The following is a 13,110-nucleotide window of genomic DNA, read 5'->3' as shown; positions in this document are numbered from 1 at the left end:
TCATCAAGATCATGGAATCATCCACGGGAACACATAGGCTTGTAGAGTAATGATAATACCAATCATCACGGTAAATGAAATACTGTGTTTTACCGTAAACCTGAATAAATCAGACTCTTTACCCACTAAACCTACTGCGGCACAAGCAATCGCAATTGACTGAGGAGAAATCATTTTTCCTGTTACCCCACCGCTGGTATTTGCAGCAACAAGTAATACTTCTGGCACACCAATTTGCTGTGCAGTAGTCGCCTGTAATGCTGAGAACAACGCATTTGCGGAAGTATCAGAACCTGTCAGGAACACACCTAACCAACCCAAGAATGGCGAGAAGAATGTAAATGCCTGACCTGTATGTGCAAGTGCCAAAGCAAGCGTTGCAGACATACCTGAATAGTTTGCGATGAAAGCAAAAGCCAACACCATACCAATAGAATAAATTGGAATTTTTAACTCATTTACAGTTTCGCCAAATGTCACAATTGCTTCTTTTGGCTTCATTTTGAGGAAAATAATCGTAATGATCGCTGCAATGACAATCGCAGTCCCTGTCGCAGAGAACCAATCAAATTTATAGATCGCATCGTAGTCCTTAATTTCAGGAACGACAGGCGGCATCTTTTGCACCATTTGATGTAAAAATGGCACTTTGATTGAAATCACCATGTCATGCAAAGCACCATCTTTGGTGAACAAATCCTTAAATGGTTTAATACTCCAGACCGTCACCATTGCCGTTAAAATTGCAAATGGAGACCATGCTTTCGCGATTTGTGCGATGGTGAATTTCTTCTTACGTTCTTCGGCTAAATCAATCGCAGGCGTGCCTTCTTCATTTTCAAAACGGAAAATGTGTTTAGGCTGCCAGTATTTTAAAAGAATCGTTAAAGATACCAATGATGCAATCGCAGCGGTAATATCTGGAAGTTCAGGACCGACAAAGTTTGAGGTTAAATACTGTGCCAATGCGAAAGAACCACCGCCCACAATCACTGCTGGCCACGTTTCTTTTACACCACGCCAACCGTCCATAATCGCCATGATCCAGAACAATACGATCGGCACCATGAATGGCAACTGACGACCCACCATCTGACTGATTTCCATGGTGTCTACACCAGAAACCTGCCCTGCGACAATAATTGGAATACCCATTGCACCAAAGGCAACTGGCGCTGTGTTCACAATCAAACAAAGACCAGCAGCATAAAGTGGCTTAAATCCAAGTCCGACCAATAATGCAGCCGTAATCGCAACTGGCGCGCCAAAACCCGCCGCCCCTTCAAGGAAAGTACCGAAAGCAAAGCCAACGAACAGCATCTGTAAACGCTGATCTTCAGTAATCGACATGATCGAAGAACGAATGATATCGAACTGCCCTGTTTTTACCGAAACTTTATACAGGAATACAGCGCCAATGATGATCCAAGCAATTGGCCATAGACCATAAAGAAAGCCGTAGACCATTGAAGCCAAAGCCATTGCGATTGGCATTTGATAGGCAAAAAGCGAAACCAATAAAGCCAATACAACTGTAATTGTTCCCGCAACGCTTCCTTTCATGCGGAATACAGCAAGGGCTAAAAAGAAAAATACAATTGGAATAAGTGCGATGGCACTGGATACCCAGATATTGCCCATCGGATCGTAAATTTGTTGCCAATGTTGAAGCATTGTCATCTCCTTGAAATGCTTGCTAAAACGTCGAATGTGGTCTGATCAGCCAAGTATTTCACAACAATTGGTATGACCAATTAAAAATTTAAAACAAAAAAATAGCACTTTGTGCGCCTTAATAATAAAATCTGGCATTTTAAAGATCAACAAATTATTAAAAATAAAATATTGGTCAGACCAATAAAATCATGTTTTTCGCCTATTTAATCACTATTTTTAATTGATTCTGAACTCAACAATTACTAAAAACCACTGTTTTTGTTTATATTTTCTATTTAAAGCGAGTTTTTATAAAACTTTAGTCGTATCTGGCTATTTTATTAAACAATTTTATAATGTGCTAAACATATTTCAAAGACTTAAAACTCAATAGCAATAAAATATTGGTCTGATCATTTAAAAAATCACACCAATCTTATGACATTCAACGCATTTAGAAATTAAGTGTAAATCTGCCAAAAACTGCTAGCACCAAAGTCCTAAGCAGTTTTTGACAAAAAATAAACTGGTCTAAAAATAATCCAAAACAGCTTTCTACTTAAACTCATCAATGTTGATGATCCAAAGATACCGTTTGAATTTTTTGTTTGGATTTGAGCTTAAATGAACTCAAAATAATGCCTATGCAAATAAAGACTGCACCAATCATAATATTCAAGGTTAATGGTTCATCCCAAAACACATAACCAAAGAACAAACTTAAAATTGGAATACTCATGATCGAAATTGAAGCAACAAAGGTATCAACTTGAGTGACAATCCAATTCCACAATGCAAAAGCAGCACCAGTACCTATGATTGAAACATAAAATAAAATCGAATCATTCCATGGATTCATCCAGATATGTAGGTCAATAGGCTCAACCAGTAAAGCGCCAAATAATATGATGATGCCGCCAATCAACATTTGCCAGATTGTCAGTTTCACTTTGTCATAAGTCGCAAAATTTTTCTTGATATAGATCGTGGTCGCTGCCCACATAAAGCCAACAAAGATTAGCCCAAGTTCACCAAGCAAGGTAAGATTCATATGAATATCATGTAGCTGTGTCCAAAGAATTGAAACTAATCCCAAAACACCAAAAAACAAACCTACAATTTTCTGGGCATTCAATCGTTCTTTCAAAATGTAATGCGCCAAGACACCAATGAAGATCGGCATGGTAAATACCAATACGGCTGATAACCCTGAATCTACGAATTGCATGGCAAAAGTTTGAGTTGCATAAAAGCCAACACATAGCATTAAGCTAGAAATCAGTAATTTCCCCCAATCGCCTTTCTCAGGCAGGATTGATCTGTTTAAAAGCCGTTGGACAATTAACAATGTTAAGGCAGCGATGATTAAGCGTACTGAGATAAATTGAAATGGTGGGAAAATATGTAAGCTGAATTTAATCAATCCCCATAATGATCCCCACACCAGACACAACACCGTGATCGCACTCACCACTCGAATATTCATTTTTCTGTACTCTACAGATGGAATGTTTCCCTAGTGTAGAAAATTAATGACATCATGAATAATGCTATGTTTTAATAGATGCATCATTTTTTTTGATGTAGTTGTTTTTCATTTTATTCACCGTCTTGCGTAAATGTTCAAATTTTCGATTAACAGGCTTATTCAAAAATGTATCGGAAGCTCCTTCTCTTGCACCATATATGGCTCAGGGATGAGGAGGTAACTCCGCAAAAGGATCAAGGGTTTTTTAAATAGAAAACCTCTCCCTAACCCTCTCCTACAAGGAGAGGGAACATTTTAAATTGACCTAAATCAATCTGAAATTAACTTTTGCAAGAAGTCCATTGTCGAGGAGTTCACATGAATATTGATATGAGTGATATCCGTTCATTCATTACTGTGGCGGAGATGAAAAGCATTACAGCAGCAGCCAATAAGCTGAATTATTTACAGTCAAACATGACCGCTAAAATTAAAAAAATTGAAAATCATTATGATCGTCAAATGTTTATTCGAAAACCGAAAGGTGTTGAGCTGACAGAATCAGGGATCAATTTATATCAACAATACAAAAAAATGATGTTTACTTGGGAAGAAACTGAAAACAAAATTCATCAACAAGAAAAGTTTTTACGTTTTGGCACCAATACCAGTTTAGGAGGCATGCGCTTCTACCCTTCAATCAGTCAGTTATATACAACTTACCCCGATTTATCTTTTTCCATCAAAACTGGTGCTACAGGCTTTTTGGAACAAGAGGTTTTACAGGGAAATATTGATTTTGCTTATGTACTCGGACATCCCGAACAAAAAAATCTACAATATATTCAAAAAGGTAAAGATGAATTGGTGCTTATTGGCAAAGATGTCATCAACTATGAAAATTTATATGAAGCATTGAATCAGCAAAATTTATTATTTACCTCATTAGAATGTTGCTATTCGACAATGCTTGATCAAATTTATTTAGATCACACATTAAATAAAGGTGAAATGATTCATATTAATGATTATGAAGCGCTGGTGAATTTCACACAGTTAGGTATGGGGGTTTCTTTGGTCACTCGTTCATTGGCTCAGAAATACAATGTTCAATATAAGATGGAAATTCCTGAACAATATCGCCACATAGGGCTATATCTAATTGCGAGAAATGAGCATGTATTTACCCCAATTGAAAAACAGTTTATTGGGTTAAATGATCAGATAAAATAGAACATAGCCTTGTTGTTATATACTTTTCTCAAAAATTATTGATTATGTTCTAAACCCAACCTCATGAAGCAACATCTCCTGAATAAATCATAACTTAATTTTAGTGGCTTATGAGGTTAAAAGGTTTTATTCAAAAGTACTCAAGTCGTCGTGAACCGTACCATTACTCCCATTGGGTCTTTGTAGTTTTCCATAAAGAAAACAATCCTAATAGAGTTCCAATCGGAAAAGATGGCAACATCAAAACAGCCATCACGCGAGATAAAATTTTCCCTTGATTATTGCCTTTTTTAACACGAATACATGCCAAAATATTTAAACCAAACATCAACAACATGATGGCACTCAATCCCCATAACTGCATCTCTGCCATGGTCTTCTGTTGATACTCTAAATACCAAACAATTGCTAAAGCACAGAACAACAACCCTGCATAAATGCCATGAATTAAACTCAATGTTTCATTTTTACTTTTCGGTAATGTATATAACGGTGGTGGAGAATAATTCATGATTTTCCTTCAATTAGGATTCAGGCTAAGGGTCTAGTGCTATCATAGATTTAAATGAAGATTGATCATCAAATCTTTTTTGAAAATTATAGGCATAATTTAATAAAGACTTTATTAAACATAAGAAAAATCAAGATAAAATTCAAGTTGAATTATCTTTTATCCGCTTATTGCAAATGTATTCCCCTTAAATCAAGAGCAATAAAGCATCATGTTATTGTTAAAATTTATATTACTATTCACCTTTTTTTTAAGAATCGTTAATTCTTCTCCCATTTAAAAATAGAGAAAAACAACATGAAAATACCAATTACTGTTCCAATCGGAAATGCAGCTAAGACAAATAATGTGAAGAAAATAGAGGCTATACGCCCAATCGTACTTCCATGTTGCACTTCTCTCGAACACATATAATGAATAACAATAAGGCAAAGCTTACCAACCAAGCCACCTGTTAAATAAGCTGCATCTTGAACACCATTACTGATGGACAGGTAAATTAAATAAAAAGTATCCATCGCCACGATCACAGCAACAAGAATATGCAAATATGAGAGATATTTATTTTTAAAATTGAGCATGAAATTTTCCAAGGATTATTTTTATCGTAAAAACGTATATTTCAGCGATATTAATCTAATTTTCAAATGAAAAAAAATAATTTCCATTCAGAACGTGAAAAAAATCGCTGTGAGAAGTGCTATAATACTGCGTTTATAAAATTCTTTCGGGCGACCCGCTTTTGTGGTGCCTATGTTAAATAGTTAGGACTAGCAATGACTGATAATGCAACGATCTTGCAGAATGTACCAGTAGGCAAAAAAGTTGGTATCGCCTTTTCTGGTGGTCTAGATACTTCAGCAGCTTTATTGTGGATGAAACAAAAAGGCGCAGAACCTTATGCTTATACAGCAAATTTAGGTCAACCTGATGAAGATGACTACGATGCAATTCCACGTAAAGCTGAAGTTTACGGTGCTGTTAAAGCTCGCTTAGTTGACTGCCGTTTACAACTTGCATTAGAAGGTATTGCTGCGATTCAATGTGGCGCATTCCATATCAGCACAGGTGGCGTTCCTTATTTCAACACGACTCCATTAGGTCGTGCAGTAACAGGTACAATGCTTGTTACAGCAATGAAAGAAGATGACGTAAACATCTGGGGTGATGGTTCTACTTATAAAGGTAACGATATTGAACGTTTCTATCGTTATGGTTTATTGACCAACCCTGCGCTTAAAATTTACAAACCATGGTTAGATCAACAATTCATTGATGAATTGGGTGGTCGTGCGGAAATGTCACAATTCCTTATCGACAATGGTTTTGACTACAAAATGTCGAAAGAGAAAGCATATTCAACTGACTCGAATATGCTTGGTGCAACTCATGAAGCGAAAGATCTTGAGTACCTCAATGCAGGTATCAAAATCGTAGACCCAATCATGGGTGTTGCATTCTGGAAAGACGATGTAAAAATCGACGCTGAAGAAGTTTCAGTGACTTTCGAAGAAGGCTTCCCTGTTGCATTAAACGGCAAACGTATCGAAGATCCTGTTGAGTTCATTCTTGAAGCGAACCGTATCGGTGGTCGTCATGGTCTAGGTATGTCTGACCAAATTGAAAACCGTATCATCGAAGCAAAATCTCGTGGTATCTATGAAGCTCCGGGTATGGCACTTCTTCATATTGCATATGAACGTCTTGTGACTGGTATTCATAACGAAGATACGATTGAACAATACCGTATCAACGGTTTACGTTTAGGTCGTTTATTGTATCAAGGTCGTTGGTTCGATTCTCAAGCATTGATGCTTCGTGAAACTGCTCAACGTTGGGTTGCTAAAGCAATCACAGGTACTGTGACTTTAGAACTTCGTCGTGGTAATGACTACACGATTATGAACACTGAATCTGAAAACCTCACTTATGAAGCTGAGCGTTTAACGATGGAAAAAGGTGATTCAATGTTTACACCGATGGATCGTATCGGTCAGTTGACCATGCGTAACCTTGATATTACGGATACACGTGCAAAACTTGGTATTTATACAAATTCAGGTTTATTGGCTGTAGGTACAGGTTCTGCTGTTCCGCAGTTAAAAGACAAAAACAAATAAGTTCTAACTCTTAGAACAAAAAGAAAACCGCCAAATTGGCGGTTTTTTATTTTCAATGTGAAAAATATATTCAGATGAAAAATCACAAGAAATGAGAATGATAAATTAACTTTGGTTTTGAGTGTCTTCTAGCAACTTAGCTTGTTCATTTTTTCTTTGCTCTTGCTTGCGAAGTTCTACTTTGGCTTCTTGTTCTAAGCGTAACTTATCGTATTCTTTCTTAGTTTCAGCATCACTTTTAGCAGCAAAAAAAGCCATCGAGAGTATAAATATAGGAATCAACAAACCTAAAGTTGCTAAAATAAACAACTTCCTCTTCTTCTTTGCTTCTACTTGCGTCATCAGCTTCTGTCTTCAATCAATCACCATTTCGACTAATATAACAGAAGTGTAATGACAAAACATCGCGTTGTTTAACCTAGCAATGCTTGTTTTAAAATAGCTCTAACTATATTTGAGGTCTATTAACGATTTTTGGTTTTTTGATAAGCATCTTGAGCAAGTGCCAAACTCTTCTTTTTACCTTCAACACTATCTGGAATCTGATTGCTTGTACCATTATCTGAACGGCGTTGTAGATGTTGTGATTGCGAATACTGATGTACAGGTTGAGCCTGAGCTTGATTCAACTTTTGGAGTTCACGCATTTTTGCATTTTGACTTGCTGTTCTCTGCACCAGCTTTTGTTGCATTTGTTGTTGCTGATTAGGCGTAATAGCTCCAGCACATGGACGTGATTGATAAGTCACAGAACCATTCACAATACATTTATGCACATCTTTTGCAAAAACACTGTGTGAAAAAGCCAAACTCAAACCAATGAATAATATTTTTTTCACAACCGAAACTCCCTATAAGTTTCGTTAAAATATCAAAAAATAGACTAAGTTGCTATTTACATTATTCTTTTTAATCTTGACTAACAATATGTGAGTTAAAATGACTTTTTTTGGCAACTTAGACATTATTTTGTCATAAAACTTTTTATATCAAATAAATAGCACAGATGTTGAGAGGTCAATTTTACACTCAAGCAAAACACTTGGATAAAAAACCAAAGTACCCGAATAAAACCATCCAACCGTTCAATTGTAAAATCAATCATTATTTGAACACTTGATTCTGCTATTCGTTTAAAAATTTTCTTTAAGATCCAATACTTTTAGACAAGGTCTATTATATCAATCTGCGATTTCACGAATCACTCTGCAAGGATTTCCTACTGCCACAACTTTTGATGATATAGATTTAGTTACTACACTGCCTACCCCAATCACAGTATCATCACCAATTGTCACCCCTGGCATGATTGAAACACCCGCTCCAATCCAAACATTATTTCCTATGCTAATTGGATAGGCATATTCCAAACCTTGATTTCGCTGCACTTTATCAATTGGGTGTCCTGCTGTGTAAATCCCCACATTGGGCGCGATAAAAACATTGTCACCTATCGTGACTTTTGCACCATCTAAAATCACCAAGTTTACATTGGCATAGAAATTACGACCAATTTCAATATTGAAACCATAATCACAATGAAATGGACCTTCAATAATAAAATTATCCTCAATTTCCCCCAATAATGCTTTTAAAATTTCCTCTCTTTCATTCTTTTTTTCTGGGCTTAAATGATTAAATTCATGCAATTTCACTTTAGCTTGATGTCGCATTTCCAATATAGAAGCATCATTATTTGCATCATAAAGAAGCCCAGCTGCTGCTTTTTGCATTTCATTCATAAATTAAACCTTGAACATACTTTTTAAACTTACAACTATTTCATCCTACCTCTACTGGATCAATTAGGGTATCCATTTTTAATGGAATAGTATCTTAATTTATCTTGTATGTTGATGTACTTGTAAATTATCCTACGTGCTATAACCCGATCAATAAAAAGGCTTGCACATCGCAAGCCCTAAAAACCATGATATTAAAATCAATATTTAAATCAATCTTCCATATGCTGAATTATGGCTTGCCCAAACTCAGAACAACGAAGCAATTTAGCGCCTTGCATTAAGCGTTCAAAATCATAGGTCACTGTCTTTGCTGCAATCGCACCAGAAATACCTTTAATAATCAGATCAGCAGCTTCAATCCAGCCCATATCACGTAGCATCATTTCAGCAGAAAGAATAATCGAACTTGGATTTACTTTATCCTGCCCTGCATATTTAGGTGCTGTGCCATGTGTTGCTTCATAAACAGAAACAGCTCCACCAATATTTGCACCTGGGGCAATCCCAATTCCCCCAACTTCTGCAGCAAGTGCATCGGAAATATAATCACCATTGAGATTTAATGTTGCAATCACAGAATAATCCACAGGACGCATCAAAATTTGTTGTAAAAAAGCATCAGCGATAACATCTTTAATTACAATATCTTTGCCTGTTTTTGGATTTTTAATTTTCACCCAAGGACCACCATCAATCAACTCGCCACCAAAGCGATCAATTGCAAGCTCATAGCCCCACTCTTTAAATGCACCTTCGGTATACTTCATGATATTACCTTTGTGAACCAGTGTCACTGAAGGCTTATCATTATCAATGGCAAATTGAATGGCTTTACGAACCAGACGTTGCGTCCCCTCTTTGGATACAGGTTTAATCCCGATACCACAGTTTTCTTCAAAACGTATCTTGGTAACACCCATTTCTTCTTTTAGAAATTTGATTACCTTTTTCGCTTCAGGAGAATCCGCTTTCCATTCAATCCCTGCATAAATATCTTCAGAGTTTTCTCTAAAAATCGTCATATCTGTTTGTTCAGGATGCTGTACAGGTGATGGAACACCTTTAAACCAACGCACTGGACGCACACAAACATAGAGATCTAATTCTTGTCGAAGTGCAACATTTAGCGAACGAATACCCCCACCGACTGGTGTGGTTAATGGCCCTTTAATTGACACAACATATTCACGTAAAGCTTCAAAAGTTTCTTCTGGCATATAACTGCCATATATTTTATCGGCTTTTTCACCACAATAAACTTCCATCCATTCGATCGAACGTTTACCACCATACGCTTTTAAAATAGCTGCATCGACTACAGTTTTCATTGTTGGGGTTATATCTACACCTATCCCATCGCCTTCTATAAAAGGAATAATCGGATGATTGGGGACATTCAGTGATAAGTCTGCATTTACAGTTATTTTCGTTCCATCTGCAGGTACAACGATCTTTTGATAACCCATTGAGTAGGCTCTCCCTTTTATTATTGCTGGCTCATTCTAAAAAATATTTACCAATTCACATTACTTTCGACTGTACTTCACGCATAATAGTCTAATCGAATTCTAGTATTGTTTGAGATTTATACAGGGAATAACCACATTTCCCTTTTGAATAAAACTCAACTTACACCTTTTTTATGTAATTTAAGTAGTCATTTTTTATGAAAATCGTCATTCTCAATAAACCATACGGAGTCCTCTCCCAGTTCCGTAAAGACGAAGCACATATGACAATGTCTGACTATGTCAATGACTCGACTTTGCGTTTAGCGGGTCGTCTAGATATGGATTCCGAAGGCTTAGTCTTTTTAACAGATCATGGTGGTTTAAATCAGTTTATTACCAACCCAGCCAATAAAAAGTTTAAAACTTATTTGGTTCAAGTTGATGGTGATGTAACGGAAGAAGCGTTAGAGCAGTTGCGTAAAGGTGTTGAACTTAAAGATGGTATGACACTTCCTGCAAAAGCAGAGAAAGTTGAACAACCTGAATGGTTATGGGATCGTGATCCTCCTGTTCGTTTCCGTGCCAATATCCCAACATCTTGGGTTGAGATCTCAATCTGTGAAGGTCGTAATCGTCAAGTGCGTCGTATGACCTCTGCTGTTGGTTTCCCAACTTTACGTTTAATCCGCACCAAGATTGGCGCTATTGATTTGGTTCAAATGGGTTTAAAACCTGGTGAAACCAAAGAAATTGAACCTTTACTTTACCCAGACTTCCAAAATGTACCTGCCGAAGAACCTTATCGTTCACGTTCTTATGTGAAAAAACCAGGCGGTACTGGTGGTAAGCCAATGGTGCGTAAGAATAAAGATGGTTCTGTGAAAAAATCTGGTACTAAACGTATTTGGCAGATGGATGACTCTGAGAAACCGAAACGTCGTACCAATGGTACAACTCGTCCAAATACCAAAGCACCGCGTGGTCGTGGACGTAATGGTCGTTAATTAATACTCTAACTAATCTACAAACCTATTATTTAGGTTTGTAGATTGCCCCCATTACTAAGCCAACTCTTTTTCCATAATCTCTTGATATTCTTTTAATTTTATTTTTAAATCTTTGAAATTGCTAATAATAACAGCCCTTACCTCATCCTCATTTCCAGTTTCTATAAATTTTTCATAATCTTCTGAAGATAAAATTTGCTTCTGAAATGACAAATGCCATTTAGAAGAAAACTTTTTATTTACTTTTCCAAAAAATCTCGGATGACGTTGATAAATTTCTAAAATGTTTTTTCTTACATTTTGATCACCATCCCCAATTTTCAAATCAAAATTTATACAATCACTTTTAATATTAAATTCAAATAAATATATTGTGTCATTTTCCAAAACACCATTTGTAGGGAAAAGACTTTTTTCTATTAATTTATCATAATTAGAGTATAAAAAATTTGGCTGAAATCGGACATAACTTTTACTGCTTCGGAACGAAGTCAATGATTCATCCTTATCAATAAGCTCATGAAGAATATTATTGATTAAACTTGATTCAGTCTCAGCACAATATTTAAAAACCAAATCAAAAGCTGACTTATATTTTTGATAAAGTTTTTTTGTAATAATTTCAATTTCTTCGTTTTGATTAAGCATAGATTTCAACGTTTTCAAATATTGTTCAAGAACAAACCTTGTCTGTTCAGCCAAATTAATTTGCTCTGATGTAAGCAGTTGATTAAGTAACTTAATTACATGCTCATAGGTGATTTGTACATAATATTGGTTTCCAAGTTGACTTAGTTTTTGCTCTTCTAAAGACAAGTAAATATAAATTCGGTACTTATAATCACTATACTCTTTCTCTGCAAAATTCCGATATTTAGTCAGTTGACCATTTCCTTCTGATGAATAGATTTTATTTTCTACTACCATACAGAATTCATTTTTCTTTGATAGGAAAATAAGGTCAATATTCTTATATTCCCTCTTGATCACCAAATCATCAAAATCTAATTGAACAAAATCAAATACGGAAAGAGCTTTTTCATCACCCAAATCTTGAAACTCATTTTCCTTAAAATAAATTTTAATGAATTCTTTGAATGCAAAGTCACCTAAATTATGCGTTTCTTGTGGAGATAGTAACCACGCTAGAAAGTTTGAATGCTGTAGTTCCTTATGGGAAACCTTTAAAATTTCCATGAGATTAACTTCTTTATTCGTTAATCCCTGCAACCTTGAAAAATCATCATCAAGAATCAATTCTTTTAACTGATTCTCTACCCCTAAATCCATATCTAAAAAACCATAATGTTACATTTAACAAATTACATTATAAATCTTTCATTAATTAAATTTAAAGTACTGTTTATATTGAATTTTAATAAAAACAACCACCATGTAATTAATTAAAAATCACATTTTTACAAATAAATCATTTAAAGCCACCAATAAACACCTTAATAATGATACATTATTTTATTAAATAAAATATTTAAGTATCAATAAAAGGATTTACTATGACGCAAGATTTACAACAAGCTATTTTTGATAATGATACCGTGATGCAAAACTTAGGTATTAAACTCGATCATTACTCACATAAAGCCGCGCAACTTTCTCTTACAGTTACTCCTGCACATACCCAAGGACACGGCACTTGCCACGGTGGTGTTATTTTCACCCTTGCTGACGGTGCTTTTGCCCTCGCCTGCAATTCAGAAATGACAGCTGTTGGACAACATTGCAATATCAGCTATATCAAGCCTGGGAAAGTGGGTGACACATTAACTGCCAAAGCCATATTTAAAGCCCCAAGCGGACGCTCGGAAATTTATGACATTACCGTGACCAATCAAAATGCTGAAATTATTGCTGAGTTCCGAGGTGTCTCACGAATGATTCCAAATAAAATCTAGGCAATT

The 13,110-nt window shown here is 35.8% G+C and carries 13 protein-coding genes; 4 read left to right on the top strand and 9 right to left on the bottom strand.

Annotated features, from left to right (window positions below; genetic code table 11):
- Positions 1-9: 9 nt before the first annotated feature.
- Both lldP and EXE09_RS08485 read right to left on the bottom strand, forming a co-directional pair.
- Positions 10-1,680, bottom strand: a complete 1,671-nt coding sequence (gene lldP / locus EXE09_RS08490) for an L-lactate permease (RefSeq protein WP_171478624.1) — start codon at positions 1,678-1,680, stop codon at positions 10-12.
- Positions 1,681-2,224: 544 nt separating this feature from the next.
- Positions 2,225-3,142 (bottom strand): DMT family transporter, encoded by a 918-nt coding sequence (locus EXE09_RS08485; RefSeq protein ID WP_130116980.1) that lies wholly within the window; start codon positions 3,140-3,142, stop codon positions 2,225-2,227.
- 360 nt (positions 3,143-3,502) lie between these two features.
- Here EXE09_RS08485 and EXE09_RS08480 point away from each other — a divergent pair, with 360 nt between their 5' ends.
- Complete coding sequence (locus EXE09_RS08480) at positions 3,503-4,357, top strand: LysR family transcriptional regulator (RefSeq protein WP_068974946.1); 855 nt, start codon at positions 3,503-3,505, stop codon at positions 4,355-4,357.
- Positions 4,358-4,520: 163 nt separating this feature from the next.
- On the opposite strand, the gene EXE09_RS08475 is transcribed toward EXE09_RS08480, so the two are convergent.
- Positions 4,521-4,868 carry a hypothetical protein gene (locus tag EXE09_RS08475; protein WP_068974945.1) on the bottom strand — a complete coding sequence of 116 codons (348 nt, stop codon included), beginning with the start codon at positions 4,866-4,868 and terminating at the stop codon, positions 4,521-4,523.
- Positions 4,869-5,128: 260 nt separating this feature from the next.
- Complete coding sequence (locus EXE09_RS08470; RefSeq protein WP_130116979.1) at positions 5,129-5,449, bottom strand: hypothetical protein; 321 nt, start codon at positions 5,447-5,449, stop codon at positions 5,129-5,131.
- Between the two features lie 195 nt (positions 5,450-5,644).
- Between EXE09_RS08470 and argG the strand changes: the two genes are divergently transcribed.
- The gene (gene argG, locus EXE09_RS08465; protein ID WP_130116978.1) at positions 5,645-6,988 is read left to right on the top strand and encodes an argininosuccinate synthase; all 1,344 of its coding nucleotides are present in this window, start codon (positions 5,645-5,647) and stop codon (positions 6,986-6,988) included.
- Positions 6,989-7,093: 105 nt separating this feature from the next.
- On the opposite strand, the gene EXE09_RS08460 is transcribed toward argG, so the two are convergent.
- The 4 genes from EXE09_RS08460 to icd all read right to left on the bottom strand — a co-directional run bounded on the left by EXE09_RS08460 (position 7,094) and on the right by icd (position 10,199).
- Positions 7,094-7,330, bottom strand: a complete 237-nt coding sequence (locus EXE09_RS08460) for a hypothetical protein (RefSeq protein ID WP_068974942.1) — start codon at positions 7,328-7,330, stop codon at positions 7,094-7,096.
- Positions 7,331-7,452: 122 nt separating this feature from the next.
- Complete coding sequence (locus EXE09_RS08455) at positions 7,453-7,827, bottom strand: DUF4124 domain-containing protein (RefSeq protein WP_130116977.1); 375 nt, start codon at positions 7,825-7,827, stop codon at positions 7,453-7,455.
- Between the two features lie 342 nt (positions 7,828-8,169).
- A complete protein-coding gene (locus tag EXE09_RS08450) occupies positions 8,170-8,730 on the bottom strand; it encodes a sugar O-acetyltransferase (RefSeq protein WP_130116976.1) in 561 nt (186 codons plus the stop codon).
- A 212-nt stretch (positions 8,731-8,942) separates the two neighbouring features.
- The gene (icd, locus tag EXE09_RS08445) at positions 8,943-10,199 is read right to left on the bottom strand and encodes an NADP-dependent isocitrate dehydrogenase (RefSeq protein ID WP_130116975.1); all 1,257 of its coding nucleotides are present in this window, start codon (positions 10,197-10,199) and stop codon (positions 8,943-8,945) included.
- A gap of 200 nt (positions 10,200-10,399) precedes the next feature.
- On the opposite strand from icd, the gene EXE09_RS08440 reads away from it, so the two are divergent.
- The gene (locus tag EXE09_RS08440) at positions 10,400-11,188 is read left to right on the top strand and encodes a pseudouridine synthase (protein ID WP_068974939.1); all 789 of its coding nucleotides are present in this window, start codon (positions 10,400-10,402) and stop codon (positions 11,186-11,188) included.
- A 57-nt stretch (positions 11,189-11,245) separates the two neighbouring features.
- Here EXE09_RS08440 and EXE09_RS08435 read toward each other — a convergent pair whose 3' ends face one another.
- Positions 11,246-12,481, bottom strand: a complete 1,236-nt coding sequence (locus EXE09_RS08435) for a PD-(D/E)XK nuclease family protein (RefSeq protein WP_130116974.1) — start codon at positions 12,479-12,481, stop codon at positions 11,246-11,248.
- Between the two features lie 224 nt (positions 12,482-12,705).
- Between EXE09_RS08435 and paaI the strand changes: the two genes are divergently transcribed.
- Positions 12,706-13,104, top strand: coding sequence for a hydroxyphenylacetyl-CoA thioesterase PaaI (paaI, locus tag EXE09_RS08430; RefSeq protein WP_130116973.1), 399 nt, complete (start codon positions 12,706-12,708; stop codon positions 13,102-13,104).
- The last annotated feature ends 6 nt before the right edge of the window (positions 13,105-13,110 follow it).

The sequence above is a fragment of the Acinetobacter sp. WCHAc060025 genome (genome assembly GCF_004209355.1).
GTDB lineage: Bacteria > Pseudomonadota > Gammaproteobacteria > Pseudomonadales > Moraxellaceae > Acinetobacter > Acinetobacter wuhouensis.
The sequence above is the reverse complement of the archived record's forward strand: the minus strand, read 5'-3'. Positions and strand labels throughout refer to the sequence as shown.